We start from the raw sequence: 18368 nt of genomic DNA on the forward strand, positions 1-18368 counted from the left end.
CGCCAGGCTAGCGAGGCTCGGCCGCGCCGTCGGCGAGCGCGAGCCGGCCGCCGAGCCACGCGGCGAAGCGCTCGAGCTCGTCGAGCACGGCGGAGCGCAGCCGGGCCTCGGGCTCGACGTCCCAGTGGATGCACGCGACGCGCAGCGCGCCCGCGTCGCGATCGGTGCGCGCGTCGACCTTGCCGACGAGCGCGTCGCCGTCGAGGATCGGCAGCGCGTGCACGCCCCAGCGGCGCTTCGCGGCCGGCGTGTACTGCTCGAAGGCGTCCTCGAAGCCCCACAGGTCGCGCATGCGGCGGCGGTCGGCGATGAGCCGGTCGAGCGGCGAGAGCAGCGCGACGCGGCCGGTGAAGCCGGCGGCGCTCCCGCCGTCGTCGAGCCGCCACTCGCCGCGGACGCCATCGATGCGCACGGGCTCGCCGGCGTCGCCGATGTGGGTCGCCCGCGCGATGCCGAGCGAGCGGAGCCAGCGGCGCCGCCACGTCTCGAGCGCCGCGTCGGGATCGGGCGCCTCGACGGACGGGAGCACGCGCTCGGCGAGGTCCCAGACGCGCAGCTGCCCGAGCCGCTCGACCACGACGATCTCGCCGCGCAGCTGCAGCAGCTCGAGCATCATCGCGACGTCGCGGCCGGTGTTCCAGCCGCTCGAGCGGTAGGGCACATCGACGGTGTCGGCGATCTCGCCCTGCGGGAGCGGACCGTCGGCGCGGAGCTGCTCGAGCACGCGCTCGCGGAAGCCGCCGTTGGCCTCGAGCCACGCGCGGCTCGACTCACCGATCGACTCGGGCGCGCGACCGAGCGCGAGCAGCCACGGCAGGTCGCGCATCGCGCGCAGCCCGATCGCCCACGCCTCCATCGGGTGCCGGTGCGGGCCGAGGTGCTCGAAGAGCGACTGCTCGACGTCCACGGCGCGCCGCACGTCGCTCGGGTCGATCTCGGGGAGCCGCGAGAAGGCGATGTGCTCGGCGGACGGGCAGACGATGTCCGTCGGGCCCAGCGGCAGGAGGGTCAGCTGCGCGACGATGTCGGCGAGGTCGTCGGCGCCGTCGACGGGCGCGCGGTCGGCGTCGAGCAGCTGCGCCCGCACCGCGATGCGGCGCGCTTCCTCGCGCGAGACGGTGCGGATGGTCGCCACGCGACGACGGTAGCCGAGCGCGCCGACACGGTCGCGCCGCGCGGTCGGGCGCGCCGCCGGTGGCAGGATGGCGTGATGCGAGAGCAGCGCCTGCGCCCCGAGACCGTCGTCGTGAGCGCGGGCCGCCCGCCCCACGTGCCGGCCGCCCCGTTCAACGAGCCCGTCACCTTCGCGAGCGCCTTCGTCGCCGGCGGCGACCTCGAGTACGCCCGGTACGGCAACCCGACCTGGACGGCGTTCGAGGATGCGCTCGGCGCGCTCGAGGGCGGCGAGTGCGTCTCGTTCGCGAGCGGCATGGCCGCGGTGAGCGCGGTCGCGGCGCTCGTGCCCCACGGCGGCGCGGTCGTCGTGCCGCGCCACGCCTACCAGCACACGCTCGCGCTGCTCGACGGCGGCGCCGCGGACGGGCGCTTCGAGGTGCGCCGCGTCGACATCGCCGACGTCGACGCGGTCGAGGCGGCGATGCCGGGCGCGGCGATGGTGTGGATCGAGTCGCCGACGAACCCGGCGCTCGAGGTCGCCGACGTCGAGCGGCTCGCCGCGTCCGCGCGCGCTGCGGGTGCGCTGAGCGTCGTCGACAGCACCTTCGCGACCCCCCTCCTGCAGCGCCCGCTCGGCCAGGGCGCCGACGTCGTCGTGCACTCGGTCACGAAGCTCATCGCGGGGCACAGCGACATCGTGCTCGGCGCGGTCGTGGCCGACGATCCCGACCTCGCCGCGCGCATCCGCCACCACCGCGGGCTGCACGGCGCCATCCCCGGCCCGATGGAGTCGTTCCTCGCGCTCCGGGGGCTGCGCACGCTCTCGGTGCGACTCGAGCGGGCGGCGACGAACGCGCGCGAGCTCGCCGCGCGGCTCGAGGGCACGCCCGGCGTCGTCGAGGTGCGCGACCCGGGCTTCGGCACCGTGCTCGCGATCGTGCTGCGCGACGCCGCGACCGCCGATCGCGCGGTCGATCGCGTGCGGCTCTGGATCCCCGCGACGAGCCTCGGCGGCGTCGAGTCGACGCTCGAGCGGCGGCGCCGCTGGGCGACGGAGGCGCCGACCATCCCCGAGGGCCTCATCCGCCTCTCGGTCGGCATCGAGCACATCGACGACCTCGCCGACGACCTGCTCGGCGCGCTCGCGGGCGACGACGTCGACTAGCCTCTGAGCATGAGCCGCACCGCATGGGCCGTCATCTGCGCCATCCTCGCCGTCATCATCGCGTGGATCGTGGTCGACGTCGTCTTCAGCCTCCTGTGGTTCATCGGCAAGCTCGCGATCGTCGCCGTCGTCGCGGTCGTCGTCTTCTTCGCGCTGCGCTCGCTCATCGGGCGCCGCGCGGAGCGCTGACCGCAGCCCTCGGCAGCGGCTCGGCCTGCTGGCCGGAGGTCACTCCGCCATGCGCTCGCCGGCGGGGGAGAGCACCCACCACACGTCGTTGACGCCCTGTCCCGCGACGTCGCCCGCCGCGGAGTCGCCCGCGAAGTAGTAGAGCGGCCAGCCGTTCAGCGTCACCTGGGTCGCGCCGTCGACGCCGACGATGGTGCCGAGCTCGCCCATGACGCCCTCCGCATCCGGCACATCGCCGTCGGTCGTGACGGCCGGCCAGTTCGTGGCGCACTGGCCCTCGCACGTGCTGACGCCCGCGCCCTGCGTGTCGCTGTCGAACATATAGACGGTCATGCCCTCCCCGTCGACGACGATCTCGCCGAGCGGGCTGTCGGCGACCGCGAGCTCGAGCGCCGACGCTCCCGGCTCGGCCGACTCGCTCGTGTCGGGCTCGCTCGACGACTCCGGCGCCTGCGAGGTGGTGGCGGTCGGCGCCTCCGGCTCGGGGGCCGCGCTCGTGCAGCCGGCGAGCGCGACGACGAGCAGTCCGGCGGCGAGCGCGGCCGCGGTGGTCTTGGTGGTCATGGCAGTTCCCCTCTCGAGCGGCCGCGGTCGCGGCCGATGGGAACACGAGGCGGAGCCCCCGCGGGTTCACCGCGCGTCGAGCTCGGCGCGCATGATCGGCATGTCGCCGTCGTCGAGGCGGATCTCGATGCTGGCGATCTCGTCGGGCGCGAGCGCCGTCGCGGCGGAGAGCCGCGCGGTCTGCCCGGGCGCCGCGAGCCAGCTCGACACCTCGCTCGACTGCCCAGCCCGGTCGGTGAGCACGAGCACGTAGGGCAGCCCCTCGGGCGCTGCCGGATCGGCGTCGCCCTCGTAGCTGCACTCGAGCTCGAGCCGCGTGCCCCACGCGGCCGGCTCGAGCTCGATGCTCGCCTCGAGCGGCGCGTCGACGAGCGCGGCGAGCTCGACCGAGCGCGCGCTCCGGTCGTCGAGCACGCCCGAGAGCGGCACCGCGATGGCGGCCGCGATGGCCACGGCGGCAGCGAGCCCCGCAGCCCAGGTCGCGCGCCGACGCCGGCGCTCGCGACGGGCGCGCTCGAGCAGCCGGGCCCTGCCGCGCGGCGCGGCGGGCAGTCCGGTCTCGGCGGGGGCGTCCGCGAGCAGCGCGACGGCTCGCTCGGGCTCGACCTGCGCGAGCAGCCCGAGCGTCGCCGCGACCTCGGCGATCGCCCGCACGCAGCGGCCGCACGCGTCGAGGTGCTCCTCGAACGCGCGCCGATCGGCCGGGCTCAGCGCCCCGAGCACGTAGGCGGCATCCCACTCGGCGAACCTCGCGTGGTCGGCGCTCATCGCGTCACGCCCCTCTCCTGCAGAGCGAGCCGGAGCGCGCGCAGCCCGTAGTGCAGTCGTGACTTGACGGTGCCCTCCGGGAGCCCGAGCTCCGCCGCGATCTCGGCGACCGGGCGGCCGCCGTAGTACGCGCGGATGATGACCCCTCGGTGCTCGGCGCTCAGCTCGGCGAGCGCCTGCGCGATGACGAGCGCGTCGAAGCGCGCGTCGATGGCGTCGTCGGAGGCACGCTCGGGCAGCTCGGCGACGGCGAGCTCATGGCGGCGCCGAGCGCTCCGCGACTCGTCGATCACGAGGTGGCGCGCGACGGTGAGCATCCACGCGCGCGCTGTCTCCGGGTCGGCGAGGATCTTGGGGCTCCGCCAGGCCCGCAGCAGCGTCTCCTGCACGACGTCGTCCGCGCCCGCCCGGTCGCCGGTCAGGTGCACGACGTAGCGCCACACCGGTGCGGCGTGCGAATCGTAGAGCGCTGCCAGGCGCTGGTCATCATCGAGCGGCACGCGGTCACCTCCTCGATGGAGACACGAGACGGCGGGCCCGCCGGTTCAACGATGCACCCGGGCTGGATGAACCCAGGGCTGCCGCGCCTCGTGTCACCGAGTATGGACCCGCTCAGCATCTCCGCACCCCTCGAGGTCGCCGGCTTGCCGCTGCATCCGCTCGTCGTGCACGCCGTGGTCGTGCTCACGCCGCTCACGGCACTCGCGCTCGTCCTGGGCAGCCTGTGGCCGGCCGCCCGGCGGCGGCTCGGCATCGTGACGCCCCTCGCCGCGCTGCTGCTCGTCGTGCTCGTGCCGATCACGGTCGCCGCCGGCGAAGCGCTCGCGGCCGTCGCGGGAGCCCAGCCATCGGTCGTCGCGCACGGCGACTACGGGCGGATGCTGCTGCCGTGGGTGATCGGGATGCTCGTGATCGCGACGGCGCAGTGGGCGTGGTTCCGCTGGGGCGAGCCGCGGGTGGGTGCGCACTCCGCGGGCCGGGCGCGGCTCGTCTCGATCGTGCTCGCCGTGCTCGCGATCGCGGCCGCGGCGGGCTCGACCGTCATGGTCGTCCTCATCGGCGACTCGGGCGCGCGCGCCGTCTGGGGCGGGATCCTCGGCTGAGGCGACTCAGCCGAAGCGGAGGCTCGAGCGGGCCACGACGCGAGCGCCCGCGTCGATCCACGGGATCGGCCCCGTGGTCAGAGCGGGGGAGGGGCTGCCCGCCGCGAACGCAGCCTGCGCCGCCCGCAGCTCACCGAAGCGACCGAGCGAGCGACCTGCGCCGTCGACGGCGACGTACTCCTCGAGCGTCTCCTCGACGAAGCCGAGGAAGGTCGTGCCCTCGACGCCGCCGCGGCTCGCGACCCACAGGCCGTCGCCCGGCGAGGCCCACGTGATGCGGGCGGATGCGTCGGCACGGCGACCGCCACGGCGCTCTTCGAGCGCGTGGAGACCGGGAGCAGAGACCTCGGGCCGAGTCAGCGTGTCGGTCATCTCGTGCTCCTTCGCGTGGATCGTTAGTTCGATGATCGAAATGTATCACGTTCGAACGGTAGAGTGTGCACAGGACGGACAGATGCGATGGGGGAGCGGCATGACCCAGATCGACGCGCGCGGCACGGCGAGCTCGGGCTACTGGTACCCGGGGCACGGTCGGCCGACGAGCGTCGACGTGCTCAACCTGCTGCGGCGCTACCGTGCCGCGGAGGCGCAGATGCGGGCACGCACCCGCGCGTCGATGGGCATGGGCGAGACCGATCTGCTCGCGCTGCGACTGCTGCTGCAGGCGGAGCGGCGCGGCGAGGTGCTGCGGCAGCGCGACCTCGCGTCGGCGCTCGGGCTCGCGTCGCCCTCGGTGACCGCGCTCGTCGACCGGCTGGTCAAGAGCGGCCACGTGCGCCGCGAGCCGCACCCGGACGATCGCCGGGCGACGATCGTCGTGCCGACGAAGGACACCGATGACGAGGTCCGCGCGACGCTCGGCGCCATGCACCGGCGGATGATCGACGTGATCGACGCGATGGACGACGAGCAGACCGAGGCGGTGGCCGGCTTCCTCGATCGCATGGTCACCGCGGTCGAGCACGTCGACGAGCACCACGAGGCTTCTGGCGCGTAGGATCCGGGCCCGGGGAGCGCCAGTGGCCACGGCCGCGTAGGCTCGGCGAGTGACGACCAGCAGCCTCTCCGGCGGCGCGCAGCTGCGCCGCGCCCAGCCCGGCGACGAGCCGGGCATCCTCGCGATGATCCACGCGCTCGCGACCTACGAGCGAGAGCCGGATGCGGTGGAGAACACCGAGGGGATGCTCACGGCGACGCTCTTCGGCGATGAGCCGCGAGCCTTCGCGCACGTCGTCGAGCGCGACGGCGCGATCGTCGGCATCGCGATCTGGTTCCTGACGTATTCGACATGGACGGGCACGCACGGCATCTGGCTCGAGGACCTCTACGTCGACGAGGCGCAGCGCGGCCGCGGCTACGGCCGAGCGCTCATGGCGGCGCTCGCCGCGGAGTGCGTCGAGCGCGGCTACCGGCGCTTCGAGTGGACGGTGCTCGACTGGAACGAGCCGTCGATCGGGTTCTACCGCTCGATCGGCGCCGAGCCGCTCGACGAGTGGACGACGCAGCGCCTCACCGGCGATCGGCTCGAGGCGCTCGCGCAGCGCTGACACCGCGACCCGCTCCTCCCGGCGTCCTCGTGAAGCGCCGATAATGCACATTATGTCGGATCGAAAGAGGGACGAAGCGTTCACGACCTGCTGATGCGTCCCCTGGCCCTGACGCCCGCCGAGGTTGAAGTTGCCGCCTGACCGGTGATTTCTCGCCCCTCCTCCGTGACTTCATATCGTCGGAGGCGGCTCGGTGTTGCAAAATCTGCAACACGATCTCCCTCGCGCTGACCGGTGACTTCTTACGCTGTGTTGCAAAATTTGCACCAATGGTGCAGATTTTGTAACCGGAGGTCCGCGATGGAGACGACCGGTCGGCTTCGGCTGTTTCGCTCCTCCGTCATGCCCATCGACGCCGAGTCGCTGTCAGCGGCGATGCTCGATGGCTGGGCCCACGCGCAGCTCGCCCAGGGGTTCCAGCAGGCGACGATCACTCGCCGCGCCCGATCGGTGCAGCGGGTGATCGACTGGTCCGGCAAGCATCCGTGGCATTGGCAGCAGCAGGAGGCGGAGGACTTCTTCGCTGAGCTGCGTGGCGTCTACCACCTCGCTCCCTCGACGGTACGTGCCATTCAGACCGACATCGGCCTCTTCCTCGCATACGCCGCCGATCCCTCGTATCCGTGGGCGGCGCACTGCGAGGCACTGCTGGGTGAGGTGTTCGTGCCGATCGCACCTCGGCGGATGGTGCACCGTCAGGAGGGCCCGGCGAGCCCGGGCAAGCGCCCCTTCTCCCCCGACGAGCTGCAGACGTTCTTCGACTTCGCAGACGACGAGGTGGAACGCATCCTTCGAAGCGGGCGCCATGGCGCGCTGGCGGCCTACCGAGACGCCGTGGCCTTCAAGACGATGTACGCGTGGGGTCTGCGTCGCCGCGAGCTCTGCCACCTGAAGGTCGTCGACTTCTCACGCAACGCTCGCGCTCCACGATTCGGCCCGTGGGGCGCTCTCCGCGTCCGCTACGGCAAGGCGATGCGAGGCTCGCCATCGAAGCAGCGCACCGTGCTGACGGTCTTCGACTGGTCGACCGAGACGATCGCGGACTGGGTGCATCGGGGGCTGCCGCGCTTCGAGGCCAGCAACGGCTGGCTCTTCCCCACCGAGCGCGGCGCGGTGCTCGACGGCCAGGCCCTGTTGCGCCGCTTCCGGCGCTACGTCGACGCGCTCGATCTTCCCGATGGCCTCGATCTGCACTCGCTCCGTCGCGCGTACGCGACCCACATCCAGCTCGAGTGGGGCTTCGACACCTCGTTCGCCCAACTCCAGCTCGGACACGAGCACGCATCGACGACCGCGATCTACACGATCGCCTCGCCCGACTACCGGGCTCGCGAGCTCGACCGCGTCCTCGGCGCCACGCTCGAGCGCGCCACCGCACTACGACTACCCCATCAAGGAGCGCCCCGATGAAGATGGACATCACCTACCAGTGGCAGCTGCCCGTGCTCATGGCGCGCGCCGGCTACCGGAACACCACCGATCTCATCGAGCCGCTCGCCGACCGCGGCATCGTCCTCTCCCGGACCCAGGTGTACCGGCTGACCCGGGACCCGGAGCGGATCTCCCTGCAGCTGCTTGCCGCGCTGTGCGACATCTTCGACGTCGGGCTCGACCAGATGATCACCATCGACTCCAAGCGCATCCGCACGGAGCGCAAGCGCCGCGTGAACGCTGAGATGCCGACGCTGCTCGAGTCATACCGGCCCGTGCGAGCCCGCATTGTCGAGGACCCTGATGACCAATAGGCGCGTCGGGCGTCCGCGCGTCGCAGGAGGATTCCGCTGCCCGCGCTGCGACCAGACCGCCAAGAAGCATCGTGCCACCTGGCCCGAAGGCCCGATCTGCGCGTCGTGCTACGTCCGCGCCGTCGAGACCTTCGGCGCCTGCGCGAGCTGCGAACGACATGGCATGCTGCCCGGCTTCGACGTGGACCATCGACCGATCTGCCGAGCCTGCGCCAACATCTCGACCGACCTCGACTGCCAGACGTGCGGCGAAGAAGCCGAACTGATCCGACGAAAGCGATGCGCGCGCTGCGTCCTTCGCGAGGACCTCAACGCCCTCCTCTCCCCCAACGACCCGCCCGACCTCAGCCTCAAGCGCCTCGTCGCCGTCCTGTGCAGCGTCGAACGACCCGCGAGCCTCCTGACCTGGATGCGCTCACCCGCTCCCCGTGCACTCCTCACCTCGATCGGGCAGCGCGAACTGGCCCTCGAGCACCAAGCGTTCGACTACCTGGCTGGCGGCTCGATCGATCCCGCCGACTTTCCCCGCTACGTCATCTCCACCGACTTCGCCACGATCCGCGTCACCGACCTCGACGGCGACGGTGGGCCAGCATCCTCCTACTTTCCAATCACCGATCTCCGCGACCACGCGGAGGACCTCGGCTTCTTGGGCGGCTACCAGTCAGCGGCAATCGAGACGAGCGATCCGTCATCGGCTCGCCCGCCCGATAGCGGGCGACCCAGCGCCGCACGGTCCCGGAGGCGCACTGGAAGCGGTCAGCGACCCGCTCGATCGGCCAGCCCTGGTCGACGACCAACTGCGCGAGCTTGAGCCTGCCGAGCTCGGTGAACGAGGCGTTAGCGTGAGTCATGAAGGTCTCCGTGTGTGGAAGTGAGTGTGGTTACCCACAACCTCCACGGAGGCCTTCCCTTCAGCTCACACCCTCACAACCTCACGGGGAAGAACACTACGTTCGTGCTCGCGTCGATGGGGAGCTCTGCGCCCATCTGTGCGAGGCGCTCGGTCGGTCGGGGGTCATGAGCGTGGCCATTGCTTCTCCTTCGTGGGCTTCGGTGGCAGCGAGGTGTTCCTTGCCTCTTGGTGGTGCGTGCGTCGAGCGGGGCAACGACGGGCGGTGGCCGGCAGGCGACGCGCGGGAGGTTGACTCTCCCTCTTCCGCTCGTTGCCGTGGATGTGTCATGCGGCGAGCAGCGTGAGCCAGCCGGCCAGCGCGAGCAGCGTCACTGCGAGGACGGGGATCGTCAGCACGATTCCGGTGCGGAAGTACTGACCCCAGGTGATGGTGATCCCCTTGCGCTGCAGCACGTGCAGCCACAGCAGGGTCGCAAGGCTCCCGATGGGGGTGATCTTGGGGCCAAGGTCGGATCCGATGACGTTCGCGTAGATCATCGCTTCATGCGTGAGGCCGGTTGCGCCGGCGCCCGAGATGGCGAGTGCGGCGATGAGGACCGTGGGCATGTTGTTCATCAGGGACGCGAGGACCGCCACGATCGTGCCGACGCCGAGCGCGGTGATCAGTGCGCCGTGGCTTCCGATCTCGGCGAAGACGGTGGACAGCTGATCGGTGACGCCCTCATTGCGGAGTCCGTAGACCACGAGGTACATGCCGATGGAGAAGAGCACGATCTGCCACGGAGCCTCACGCAGCACGCGCAGCACCGGGATGCGCTCTTCTCGGAGCGATGAGGACGCTCCATCGTCGTGCACGACCTCGAGGTCCGTGCCGTCGGCCGAGGAAGACGCTCCTCCAGCAGGCACCAGCTGCCGACCCGGTCGCGAACCTCGAGCGTGGGGCCGTCCGGCGACGATCATCAGGACGATGGCTCCCGCTCCGGCGATGACGGATAGGGGGATGTGCAGCGGCTCTGCTGCGAAGTAGCCGACGAGCAGCACCGCGAGGACGACCCAACCAGCACGGAACGTCGCGTGGTCGCGAACGGCTGACGACGGGGATGCAAGCACCGAGACGTCGTAGGAGCGCGGGATCGACCGACGGAAGTACAGCAGCAGCATGCCCAGGCTGGCGGCGACCGCAACGATGCCGACGGGCACCATGACTTGCGCGTAGCGGGCGAACCCGATGTCGAAGAAGTCAGCGGTGACGATGTTCACGAGGTTCGAGACCACCAGCGGCAGGCTGCCTGCGTCCGCGACGAACCCACACGCCATGACGAAGGCCAGCGATGCTGCGGCTGGGAAGCGCAAGGCGACGAGCATCTGGATCACGATCGGGGTCAGGATCAGGGCCGCACCATCGTTCGCGAACACGGTGGCGATCGCCGCGCCGAGCAGCACGATCAGGGCGAAGAGGACCCTGCCGTTGCCTCGCCCCCATCGTGCGACGTGCAGCGCGGCCCATTCGAACAGGCCCGCCTCGTCCAGCAGCAGCGAGATGATGACGATTGCCACGAACGCGAACGTCGCGTTCCAGACGAGATCCCAGACGACGGGGACATCGCTGAATGCGACGACTCCGGTGGCGAGCGCGAGGACGGCTCCGCCCAGGGCCGACCACCCGATGCCCAGTCCCTTGGGTTGCCAGATGACCAGTACGAGGGTGACGGCAAAGATGGCGAGCGCGACGAAGACCATGGACGACTCTCTGTGAGGGAACGACCATCCCATTCATCGAAGATGATCGATGCACCACACTACATCGATGATCGTCAATCTTTCAAGTGAGGTCTGCCACGGTCGCCTTGGCCATGCGGCCGACGCCGACCAACGTCGCCGATGCAGGTCCGCACCAATCGCCGTAGCCCACGAAGTAGAGACCGGGCACGGCGCTCGAGGCGGTGGGCAGATCGCTGCGGGTCGCGGGGATCCCGTGATGCCGCTGCAGGTCGAGGCCGCGGAGCGCGTCGAGGTCTGGCCTGAACCCGGTGCACCAGATGATCGCGTCGAGCGTCGATTCGGTGCCGTCCTGCCACCGTGCCCCGGTGGGCGTCCATCGAGCGAGATCCCATCGGGCCCTGAGGCCGCGATCACGAGCTGCGCGCACTGGTGGGACGGCGACGATGTCGCCGAGATCGCTTACCCCGCCCGCACTGCCCTGCACCTGGCGGGTCGCGAGGTCGAAGAGCGCTCGCCCGTCGACGTCGTCGGGCAGGTACCGGGGTGCCCGACGCGTGATCCAGGTGACCTCGGCTGAGGCCGAGAGGTCCGCGGCTATCTGCGCTCCGCTGTTGGCGCCGCCCACCACGGCAACGCGTCGCCCCGCGAACGCGTCGGGGCCGTCGTAGTCGTGCGCGTGCAGCTGCGCGCCGGTGAACTGGCTGCGGCCGGCGATGGCGGGCACGAAGGGCCTTCCCCACGTGCCCGTCGCCATCACGACTGCGTCTGCGGAGCAGGTCTCATCGCCCGCTCGAATCGTGAATGCGCCGTCGGCTCGGCGCGTCACCTCGTCGACGACCACTTCCCGGGAGACCGGTAGCGCGTAGCGAGCCTCGTAGTCATCCAGATACGAGACGACTTCCGCGGCAGAGGCCGTCACCTCCGCCGACGCGGGCATGCGCATGCCCGGCAGCGAGGACGATGCGGCTGGCGAGAACAGCCGAAGGCTCGGCCACATGTCGTTCCATGAGCCCCCGGGGGAAGGGCGCCCATCGAGGATCGAGAACGTCCACGACGCCGGCCGTCTCCGCCGTTCGGCGTCGCGCTGCGCGCGGGCGAGGTAGAACCCGACGGCGAGGCCGGCCTGCCCGCCGCCGATGACGGCGACCGACCACGTCACCTCAGGCAGCGAGCAGCGGCGAGGCGATCGCCTCGAGCGCACCAGGGACGACGGCGTAGTACGACCAGGTGCCGCGCTTCGTCCGCGACAGGATGCCGGCCTCGACCAGCAGGCGCAGGTGATGCGAGATCGTGGGCTGAGAGAGCTCGAGAGGCTCCGTAAGGTCGCAGACGCACGCTTCCTGTGTGGACGTGGCCGCGATCATCGACACCAGGCGAAGCCGCGTCGGATCGGCGAGCGCCTTGAGGCGGCGAGCCAGGTCGTCCGCCGCTTCGGGCGAGATGGGCTCGGCTGTGATCGAGCCGCAGCATGCTGCGGCCGGAGCCAGGGTCGCCGCGTTCGTCATGCTCACGAGAGTACTCGCTGCATTGACATCTGTCGATCTAATTCGACACACTGGATCGACCTACTTCGATGCAAGGGACGTGCCATGACGCTCATCTCGCTCACTCCCCCGCCTTCGCGGGCCGCGACGGACGCGCTCCCAGTCGCGGTCATCGGCGCCGGACCGATCGGGCTCGCCATGGCCGCCAATCTCATAGAGCGAGGCATCCCCGTGCGCGTGTTCGAGGCCGGAGCCCGCATCGCGGACAGCGTGCGCCTCTGGGGACACGTTCGACTCTTTTCCCCGTGGAAGTACCTGATCGACCCGAGTGCGCGCCGCCTGCTCGAGGCCGCCGGATGGGAGGCGCCTGACGACGACGTGCTGCCAACCGGACGCGAGCTAATCGAGCAGTACCTCGAGCCCCTCGCAGCGTTGCCGCAGATCGCACCGACGCTGCAGCTCGGAACCGAGGTCACCGACGTCGCACGCGCGGGGATGGACCGCACGCGCACGACAGGCCGAGCGGCAGCCGCCTTCGCCATCCGTCATCGCGCAGCGGACGGAGCCCTTCAGGACATGCAGGCGCGCGCGGTCATCGATGCGTCCGGCACCTATCGCACGCCGAACAGCCTCGCCTCCAGCGGGCTCGCTCCCCTCGGCGCGGACGACGTGCGCGATCGCATCTCGCACGCACTGCCCGACGTGCTCGGCGCCGAGCGCTCGCGCTTCGCCGGTCGACACATCGCCGTGGTCGGTGCGGGGCACTCGGCAGCGAACACGCTGCTGGCATTGGCAGAGCTGCAGCGCGCGGAGCCGAGCACGCGCATCACCTGGCTCATCCGCAACGCGAGTGCGGTCCGGGTCACGACCTCCGACGACGACGAGCTCGTCGCGCGCGCGGCACTGGGCAACGCGGTCGAGAACCTCGTGCGAAGCGGTCAGATCGATCGGGTCGACCGCTTCGAGATCGATCGGCTGGCGAGGACCGACGCCGGGGTGCGCCTCATCGGTCAGCGAGACGGACAGACGCTCGAGCACGAGGTCGACGTCGTCGTCAACGCGACAGGATTCCGCCCCGACCTGTCGGGACTGCGAGAGATCCGCCTGGACCTCGACGAGATCGTTGAGGCACCGCGTCGACTCGCGCCGCTCATCGACCCGAACGAACACACGTGCGGCACCGTCGAGGCGCACGGCTTCGACGAGCTGCAGCAGCCGGAAGAAGGCTTCTTCATCGTGGGGATGAAGAGCTACGGTCGTGCCCCGACCTTTCTGCTCGCCACTGGCCACGAGCAGGTTCGCTCGGTCTCCGCCTGGCTCGCGGGTGCCGCTGGCGAGGTCCCCGCACGGGACCTCCAGCTGCCCGCCACCGGCGTCTGCTCGACGGACCTCGGAGGGTCGAGCTGCTGCGCATGAGCCCGGGCTCGACGGGATGCTGACGATATGCTCAGCGCATGGCAGACGCGGCGGCAGAACACGCCAACGCCCTCCGACCCCTGGACAGGTCCAGCGCGGAGTCGATCGCTCGGACCCTTCGGGCGATCGCCGACCCGACCCGCCTGCAGGTGCTCAGCGTGATCGCGACCGCCTCCAACGGTGAGGTGACGGTCGGGGCTCTCGCGGACGCTCTCGAACTCTCGCAACCGACGCTGACGCACCACGCTCGCATCCTCGTCGACGATGGCGTGCTGGTTCGAGAGCAACGAGGCCGTCAAGTCTGGCTCTCGCTCGCACCCGATCGCCGCGACGACGTGATCGACCTGCTGCGATGAGCACTCGGCGCATCACCGGACCGCCGCTCGACCGCGCCGCGGCTGAGCGACGAGTCGAGCAGCTGCGAGCACTCTCCGACCCGTTGCACCTGCAGCTCTGGAGTGTCATCGCTGTCGGCGATCCGCCTATCGCGGAACGGCTTGGCGTGACGGACGAGGACGTGGAGGCGAGCGTCGCCCACCTCACCGAGGTGGGCCTGCTCGAGCGACACGACGGCGCACTCGTCGCCTCGGCCGATGGGATCGTCCGCTTCGGCCGAATCCTCGCCACTGACCCCTCGCGTCTTCATCTCGACGACCCCGCCGTGGTGGTCGGCGAGCTCCCACCAGCCATCGCCAAGGTCGCCGACGACCTCGCATACCGGTTCAGCAGCGTCTTCGCCGCCGAGACCGTGCGGCGGTACGTCGCGGAGAGCCACGCGTTACTGCAGTCCCGGGCCCGAGTGACGACGCATCTGGCGTCGTTGACTGCACGGTTCGCAGCCGACCGACTCGGCGCACTGGCGACGGCGCAGGGTCGCACCTGGTCCAGCACCCCCGAGGTGCTCTTCGTGTGCGTGCAGAACGCCGGCCGTTCGCAGATCGCAGCCGCGACCCTCCGCCATCTGGTGGGCGATCGAGTCCATGTGCGGACGGCCGGCTCCGCACCAGCCGCGCGGGTCCACCAGGACATCGTCGACGTGCTCGACGAGGTGGGAATCCCCATCGCGGCAGAGTTCCCCAAGCCGCTCACCGACGAGGTCGTGCAGGCGGCCGACGTCGTGGTGACGATGGGATGCGGCGATGCATGTCCTGTGCTCCCCGGACGTCGCTACCTCGACTGGTCGCTCGACGATCCGGTCGGTCTCGACCGTGAGGAGCAGCGACGAGTGCGAGACGAGATTCGTGCCCACATCGAGGAGCTCGTCGCCGAGCTCGGCGTCACGCCGCGGTGACGCGCAACCGGTAGCCGACCCTCGGAACGACCTCGATCGCGACGTGGGCGTCGGTCGCAGCATCGAACGCTCGACGCATGCGAGCGATCGTCGTGCGCACGGTCGTCACCGCGGCATCGGGCTGTGCGGTCCGCCGTTGCAGGTCGGACAGGGACACCGCGCCGGGATGAGCCGTCATCAGCCGATGGGCGAGCTCGATCTGCTGGTGCTGCAGGTTCACCACCTGGTCTGCCCAGGTCAACGTGTGGCGCATCGGGTCGAGGACGAGCGCCCCGATGCGCACCGGGTCCGGTGCACGCTGGGTGATGCCGAGCAGCGCGTGGTGCGCCGCGCTTCCGATCTCCGACGGGGTCACGGGTGCGTGAGCGAGCGTGGTCACGCCATGCCGCACCGCGATCCCGACGGACTCGCGCACCCAGCCGGGCCTCAACGCAAGCAGCACCGGCACCGACGAGAGATGATTCGCAAGCTCCAGCAGGGATTCCAGGCACGTCGGCTCGAGATCCGACGGGATGAGCAGCACGGCGTCGTCGTTGCGGGCGGCCTCGGCGAGCGCTGCGATCGGATCGGGTCGGGTCACGACATGGAAGTGGTGGAAGCGGTGCTCTGCCGCACGCCCGCGTACCAGCCCCTCTCCCACCGCGACGACCGTGGCGTGCCCGGTCGGCGCGAGGGTCATCCGAACTTCCCCGAGATGTAGTCCTCGGTGCGCTGGTCGTTCGGGCGCTCGAAGATCTGCGTCGTGGGCCCGAACTCGATGAGCGATCCGAACCGCTCGCCGTTGTCCTTGTCCACCTGGGCGGTGAAGAACGCGGTGCGGTCGGCCACGCGTGCGGCCTGCTGCATGTTGTGCGTCACGATCACGATCGTGTAGTCGTCGCGCAGCGACTCCATCAGGTCCTCAATCCGCGAGGTCGCGATGGGGTCGAGTGCCGAGCACGGCTCGTCCATGAGAATCACGTCGGGCTGCACCGCGATCGTACGTGCGATGCACAGACGCTGCTGCTGCCCACCGGAGAGGCCGAAGGCGGACTGCTTCAGCTTGTCCTTCACCTCCGTCCACAGCGCTGCCCGGGTGAGCGCTTCCTCGACCAGATCGTCCATTGACTCGACGCGCATCCCCGTGACCCGCGGGCCGTAGGCGATGTTGTCGTAGATCGACTTGGGGAACGGGTTGGGCTTCTGGAACACCATGCCGATGCGGCGACGCACCTCGATGGGGTCCACGTCGCGCGCGTAGAGGTCCTGGCCCTGGAAGATCACCTGTCCGTCGACGCGCGCGCCTTCGACGAGGTCGTTCATGCGGTTGAGCGAGCGCAGCAGCGTCGACTTGCCGCAGCCGGACGGGCCGATGAGGGCGGTAATCTCGTGGAGGCCGAAGTCGAGGTCGACGCCGCGCACGGCCCGGAAGTCGCCGTAGCTGACATCGACTCCGACGCATCGCAGCACGGGGCGTGCGGTCGGAAGGGTTCGGTCATCCGCGCGCTCGCGGGCGTGGACGTGAAGGGTGGGGGTCTCGTGCTCGGGAGTGGTCGTCATTGCGGTCACCAGCGCTTCTGGAATCGGTTGCGGATGAGGATGGCCACGGCGTTCATCGCCAGGAGGACGCCCAGCAGGAGCACGCTCGTGGCGGCAGCGAGCTCATGGAAGCCGGCCTGGGGTCGACCGGTCCAGCCGAAGATCTGAATGGGCAGGGTCGTGTAGCCGGAGAGCAGCCCGTTCGGATCGAAGCTCACGAAGACGAGGGCGCCGAGGACCAGCAGCGGGGCGGCCTCGCCGAGTGCTCTCGAGAGGGCGAGGATCGTGCCGGTCGCGATGCCAGGGACCGCGGACGGCAGCGTCTGACGCCACGTGGTCTGCAGGGGCGTCGCGCCAAGGGCGAGCGACCCGTCGCGGATCTCGCGCGGGACGGCGCGCAGGGCCTCTCGGGTGGCGATGATGATCACCGGGAGGATCAGCAGCGACAGCGCGAGGGCCCCGCCGATGACGATGCTCTTGTCGCGCACCCCCAGCATCGACAGGAAGGCGAGGGCGAGCAGGCCGTAGACGATGGAAGGCACCGCGGCGAGGTTCTGCACGTTCAGCTCGATGATGCGGTTGAACCAGCGGCGCTTGTCGGCGAACTCCTCGAGGTGCACCGCCGCGGCGATCCCGAGAGGCACTGTCATCACGGCCGTGGTGGCGATCACCCAGATGGAGCCCAGGATCGCCGGCCGAGCGCCCGCCTCATCGGGCGACGACGCCGGGTACTCGGTGAAGAGCCTGCTGGTGAACTGCGGCATCCCGTCGAGCACGATCGTGATGATGAGGGTCAGCAGAACGCCGAACGCGATGACGAGCGACAGCCACAGCGCGATGAGGAAGATCGTGGGACCTGGGCGGCGTTCGCCGCCGCGCCCAGTCAGGGGGCGCACGCCGCGGATCGCGGATCCGATGGTCGACATCAGTAGGCCTCTCGGAATCGGCGGACGAGGGCGATGCTGATCGCGTTGATGATCAGGGTCATGCAGAACAGCAGGAGTCCGACGGCGAAGAGCGTGTCGTACTCCAGCGAGCCGACTCGCGAGTCGCCGAGCGCGGCGTTGGCGATGAAGCCCGTCATCGTCTGTCCCTGCTGCAGCGGGTCCGTCACGATCTGCGCCTGGTTGCCCGCGGCGATCGCGACGATCATCGTCTCCCCGACGGCGCGGGAGATCCCGAGGACGATGGCTGCGATGATCCCGGAGATGGCGGCGGGGAACACGACCCGCATGGTGGTCTGCATGCGGTTCGCGCCCAGTGCTGCTGAGCCCTGGCGAAGGGACTGCGGCACGGCAGACATCGCGTCTTCGGAGATCGAGGCGATCGTGGGGATGATCATGACGCCCATCACGAGCCCGGCGGCAAGCACGCTGAATGCGCCGGTCGGCAGCTGCAGCCAGTCGCGGAAGACCGTCGACTGCACGAACTGCAGCGCGAAGAAGCCGTAGACGACCGTCGGCACGCCGGCGAGGATCTCGAGCAGCGGCTTGAGGATCCGCCGCAGCGAGGCGCTCGCGTACTCCGACAGCAGGATCGCGGCACCGAGCCCGAACGGCACGGCAACCAGCAACGCGATGACCGTCGTCCACGCGGTCGCCGTCACCAGCGGCAAAACGCCGAACGATGCCTCGGCGAAGCGAGGCGCCCACCGGTCGCCGAAGAGGAAGTCGGTCAGCGGCACCTCGGCGAAGAAGCCCAGCGACGGCACCAGCAGCGCCACGACAATGCCGATCGTGGTCACGACCGTAATCGCCGCGGCGACCCGCAGGACGAACCGGATCAGCGCCTCGACCGGCCGTGCGCGGCCGCGAAGAGAGGGAACGGCCGGGCGGCCCGGGTCGATGCCCGGGCCGCCCTTCCGTGCAGTGGTGCTGGTCATGA

The 18368-nt window shown here is 70.4% G+C and carries 22 protein-coding genes and 1 pseudogene; 10 read left to right on the top strand and 13 right to left on the bottom strand.

Features of this window, described 5'->3' with window-relative positions:
- Positions 1-7: 7 nt before the first annotated feature.
- Positions 8-1135, bottom strand: a complete 1128-nt coding sequence (locus tag ACP7BI_RS09750) for a DNA glycosylase AlkZ-like family protein (RefSeq protein ID WP_425845622.1) — start codon at positions 1133-1135, stop codon at positions 8-10.
- A 75-nt stretch (positions 1136-1210) separates the two neighbouring features.
- Here ACP7BI_RS09750 and ACP7BI_RS09755 point away from each other — a divergent pair, with 75 nt between their 5' ends.
- The gene (locus ACP7BI_RS09755) at positions 1211-2281 is read left to right on the top strand and encodes a trans-sulfuration enzyme family protein (protein WP_425845624.1); all 1071 of its coding nucleotides are present in this window, start codon (positions 1211-1213) and stop codon (positions 2279-2281) included.
- A gap of 9 nt (positions 2282-2290) precedes the next feature.
- Positions 2291-2470 (top strand): hypothetical protein, encoded by a 180-nt coding sequence (locus ACP7BI_RS09760; RefSeq protein WP_021009412.1) that lies wholly within the window; start codon positions 2291-2293, stop codon positions 2468-2470.
- A 39-nt stretch (positions 2471-2509) separates the two neighbouring features.
- Here ACP7BI_RS09760 and ACP7BI_RS09765 read toward each other — a convergent pair whose 3' ends face one another.
- The 3 genes from ACP7BI_RS09765 to ACP7BI_RS09775 form a co-directional block, all read right to left on the bottom strand.
- On the bottom strand, positions 2510-3034 hold the full coding sequence (locus ACP7BI_RS09765) for a COG4315 family predicted lipoprotein (protein WP_425845626.1): 525 nt from the start codon (positions 3032-3034) through the stop codon (positions 2510-2512).
- A 66-nt stretch (positions 3035-3100) separates the two neighbouring features.
- Positions 3101-3802, bottom strand: coding sequence for a zf-HC2 domain-containing protein (locus tag ACP7BI_RS09770; RefSeq protein ID WP_425845627.1), 702 nt, complete (start codon positions 3800-3802; stop codon positions 3101-3103).
- Positions 3799-4302, bottom strand: coding sequence for a sigma-70 family RNA polymerase sigma factor (locus ACP7BI_RS09775; RefSeq protein WP_425845629.1), 504 nt, complete (start codon positions 4300-4302; stop codon positions 3799-3801). Before ACP7BI_RS09775 ends, ACP7BI_RS09770 begins: the two co-directional genes overlap by 4 nt.
- A gap of 102 nt (positions 4303-4404) precedes the next feature.
- On the opposite strand from ACP7BI_RS09775, the gene ACP7BI_RS09780 reads away from it, so the two are divergent.
- On the top strand, positions 4405-4905 hold the full coding sequence (locus ACP7BI_RS09780; RefSeq protein WP_425845632.1) for a DUF2231 domain-containing protein: 501 nt from the start codon (positions 4405-4407) through the stop codon (positions 4903-4905).
- A gap of 6 nt (positions 4906-4911) precedes the next feature.
- Here ACP7BI_RS09780 and ACP7BI_RS09785 read toward each other — a convergent pair whose 3' ends face one another.
- Complete coding sequence (locus ACP7BI_RS09785; protein WP_425845634.1) at positions 4912-5277, bottom strand: hypothetical protein; 366 nt, start codon at positions 5275-5277, stop codon at positions 4912-4914.
- A gap of 100 nt (positions 5278-5377) precedes the next feature.
- Between ACP7BI_RS09785 and ACP7BI_RS09790 the strand changes: the two genes are divergently transcribed.
- The 4 genes from ACP7BI_RS09790 to ACP7BI_RS09805 all read left to right on the top strand — a co-directional run bounded on the left by ACP7BI_RS09790 (position 5378) and on the right by ACP7BI_RS09805 (position 8197).
- The gene (locus ACP7BI_RS09790) at positions 5378-5902 is read left to right on the top strand and encodes a MarR family winged helix-turn-helix transcriptional regulator (protein ID WP_425845636.1); all 525 of its coding nucleotides are present in this window, start codon (positions 5378-5380) and stop codon (positions 5900-5902) included.
- A 124-nt stretch (positions 5903-6026) separates the two neighbouring features.
- Positions 6027-6452, top strand: a complete 426-nt coding sequence (locus ACP7BI_RS09795; protein ID WP_425846036.1) for a GNAT family N-acetyltransferase — start codon at positions 6027-6029, stop codon at positions 6450-6452.
- Positions 6453-6794: 342 nt separating this feature from the next.
- Positions 6795-7862: a tyrosine-type recombinase/integrase gene (locus ACP7BI_RS09800; protein WP_425845638.1), complete on the top strand. Its 1068-nt coding sequence runs from the start codon at positions 6795-6797 to the stop codon at positions 7860-7862.
- A complete protein-coding gene (locus tag ACP7BI_RS09805; RefSeq protein WP_425845640.1) occupies positions 7859-8197 on the top strand; it encodes a helix-turn-helix domain-containing protein in 339 nt (112 codons plus the stop codon). The genes ACP7BI_RS09800 and ACP7BI_RS09805 overlap by 4 nt, the downstream gene beginning before the upstream one ends.
- A gap of 674 nt (positions 8198-8871) precedes the next feature.
- On the opposite strand, the pseudogene ACP7BI_RS09810 reads toward ACP7BI_RS09805, so the two are convergent.
- The 4 genes and pseudogenes from ACP7BI_RS09810 to ACP7BI_RS09825 all read right to left on the bottom strand — a co-directional run.
- Positions 8872-9051: pseudogene (locus tag ACP7BI_RS09810) on the bottom strand (helix-turn-helix domain-containing protein); the annotation flags it as partial.
- Between the two features lie 326 nt (positions 9052-9377).
- On the bottom strand, positions 9378-10793 hold the full coding sequence (locus ACP7BI_RS09815; protein ID WP_425845643.1) for an arsenic transporter: 1416 nt from the start codon (positions 10791-10793) through the stop codon (positions 9378-9380).
- Between the two features lie 82 nt (positions 10794-10875).
- Positions 10876-11976, bottom strand: a complete 1101-nt coding sequence (locus tag ACP7BI_RS09820; RefSeq protein ID WP_425845644.1) for an NAD(P)-binding domain-containing protein — start codon at positions 11974-11976, stop codon at positions 10876-10878.
- Positions 11936-12280, bottom strand: coding sequence for an ArsR/SmtB family transcription factor (locus tag ACP7BI_RS09825; RefSeq protein ID WP_425845646.1), 345 nt, complete (start codon positions 12278-12280; stop codon positions 11936-11938). The genes ACP7BI_RS09820 and ACP7BI_RS09825 overlap by 41 nt, the downstream gene beginning before the upstream one ends.
- An 84-nt stretch (positions 12281-12364) precedes the next feature.
- On the opposite strand from ACP7BI_RS09825, the gene ACP7BI_RS09830 reads away from it, so the two are divergent.
- The 3 genes from ACP7BI_RS09830 (at position 12365) to ACP7BI_RS09840 (ending at position 14966) form a co-directional block, all read left to right on the top strand.
- Positions 12365-13675: an NAD(P)-binding domain-containing protein gene (locus tag ACP7BI_RS09830; RefSeq protein WP_425845649.1), complete on the top strand. Its 1311-nt coding sequence runs from the start codon at positions 12365-12367 to the stop codon at positions 13673-13675.
- A 38-nt stretch (positions 13676-13713) separates the two neighbouring features.
- Entirely contained in the window at positions 13714-14031 is a 318-nt protein-coding gene (locus tag ACP7BI_RS09835; RefSeq protein ID WP_425845651.1) for an ArsR/SmtB family transcription factor, read from the top strand.
- Positions 14032-14114: 83 nt separating this feature from the next.
- On the top strand, positions 14115-14966 hold the full coding sequence (locus ACP7BI_RS09840; protein ID WP_425845653.1) for an arsenate reductase ArsC: 852 nt from the start codon (positions 14115-14117) through the stop codon (positions 14964-14966).
- Here ACP7BI_RS09840 and ACP7BI_RS09845 read toward each other — a convergent pair.
- The 4 genes from ACP7BI_RS09845 to pstC all read right to left on the bottom strand — a co-directional run bounded on the left by ACP7BI_RS09845 (position 14953) and on the right by pstC (position 18366).
- The gene (locus tag ACP7BI_RS09845) at positions 14953-15645 is read right to left on the bottom strand and encodes a winged helix-turn-helix domain-containing protein (protein WP_425845654.1); all 693 of its coding nucleotides are present in this window, start codon (positions 15643-15645) and stop codon (positions 14953-14955) included. The two genes, ACP7BI_RS09840 and ACP7BI_RS09845, sit on opposite strands and share 14 nt — an antisense overlap.
- Complete coding sequence (pstB, locus tag ACP7BI_RS09850) at positions 15642-16415, bottom strand: phosphate ABC transporter ATP-binding protein PstB (RefSeq protein ID WP_425846039.1); 774 nt, start codon at positions 16413-16415, stop codon at positions 15642-15644. The genes ACP7BI_RS09845 and pstB overlap by 4 nt, the downstream gene beginning before the upstream one ends.
- Positions 16416-16510: 95 nt before the next feature.
- Positions 16511-17410 carry a phosphate ABC transporter permease PstA gene (gene pstA / locus ACP7BI_RS09855; RefSeq protein WP_425845656.1) on the bottom strand — a complete coding sequence of 300 codons (900 nt, stop codon included), beginning with the start codon at positions 17408-17410 and terminating at the stop codon, positions 16511-16513.
- Positions 17410-18366, bottom strand: a complete 957-nt coding sequence (pstC, locus tag ACP7BI_RS09860; RefSeq protein ID WP_425845659.1) for a phosphate ABC transporter permease subunit PstC — start codon at positions 18364-18366, stop codon at positions 17410-17412. Before pstC ends, pstA begins: the two co-directional genes overlap by 1 nt.
- Between the last annotated feature and the right edge of the window lie 2 nt (positions 18367-18368).

The organism is Agrococcus sp. TSP3-2-1 (genome assembly GCF_049897585.1).
Taxonomy (GTDB): domain Bacteria; phylum Actinomycetota; class Actinomycetes; order Actinomycetales; family Microbacteriaceae; genus Agrococcus.

Bases quoted from the DNA above. Each gene is read 5' to 3' on its own strand.
- ACP7BI_RS09755 (WP_425845624.1), top strand. From the start codon at position 1,211: ATGCGAGAGCAGCGCCTGCGCCCCGAGACCGTCGTCGTGAGCGCGGGC.
- ACP7BI_RS09760 (WP_021009412.1), top strand. From the start codon at position 2,291: ATGAGCCGCACCGCATGGGCCGTCATCTGCGCCATCCTCGCCGTCATC.
- ACP7BI_RS09765 (WP_425845626.1), bottom strand. From the start codon at position 3,034: ATGACCACCAAGACCACCGCGGCCGCGCTCGCCGCCGGACTGCTCGTC.
- ACP7BI_RS09770 (WP_425845627.1), bottom strand. From the start codon at position 3,802: ATGAGCGCCGACCACGCGAGGTTCGCCGAGTGGGATGCCGCCTACGTG.
- ACP7BI_RS09780 (WP_425845632.1), top strand. From the start codon at position 4,405: ATGGACCCGCTCAGCATCTCCGCACCCCTCGAGGTCGCCGGCTTGCCG.
- ACP7BI_RS09785 (WP_425845634.1), bottom strand. From the start codon at position 5,277: ATGACCGACACGCTGACTCGGCCCGAGGTCTCTGCTCCCGGTCTCCAC.
- ACP7BI_RS09790 (WP_425845636.1), top strand. From the start codon at position 5,378: ATGACCCAGATCGACGCGCGCGGCACGGCGAGCTCGGGCTACTGGTAC.
- ACP7BI_RS09795 (WP_425846036.1), top strand. From the start codon at position 6,027: ATGATCCACGCGCTCGCGACCTACGAGCGAGAGCCGGATGCGGTGGAG.
- ACP7BI_RS09800 (WP_425845638.1), top strand. From the start codon at position 6,795: ATGCCCATCGACGCCGAGTCGCTGTCAGCGGCGATGCTCGATGGCTGG.
- ACP7BI_RS09805 (WP_425845640.1), top strand. From the start codon at position 7,859: ATGAAGATGGACATCACCTACCAGTGGCAGCTGCCCGTGCTCATGGCG.
- ACP7BI_RS09815 (WP_425845643.1), bottom strand. From the start codon at position 10,793: ATGGTCTTCGTCGCGCTCGCCATCTTTGCCGTCACCCTCGTACTGGTC.
- ACP7BI_RS09825 (WP_425845646.1), bottom strand. From the start codon at position 12,280: ATGACGAACGCGGCGACCCTGGCTCCGGCCGCAGCATGCTGCGGCTCG.
- ACP7BI_RS09830 (WP_425845649.1), top strand. From the start codon at position 12,365: ATGACGCTCATCTCGCTCACTCCCCCGCCTTCGCGGGCCGCGACGGAC.
- ACP7BI_RS09835 (WP_425845651.1), top strand. From the start codon at position 13,714: ATGGCAGACGCGGCGGCAGAACACGCCAACGCCCTCCGACCCCTGGAC.
- ACP7BI_RS09845 (WP_425845654.1), bottom strand. From the start codon at position 15,645: ATGACCCTCGCGCCGACCGGGCACGCCACGGTCGTCGCGGTGGGAGAG.
- pstA (WP_425845656.1), bottom strand. From the start codon at position 17,410: ATGTCGACCATCGGATCCGCGATCCGCGGCGTGCGCCCCCTGACTGGG.
- pstC (WP_425845659.1), bottom strand. From the start codon at position 18,366: ATGACCAGCACCACTGCACGGAAGGGCGGCCCGGGCATCGACCCGGGC.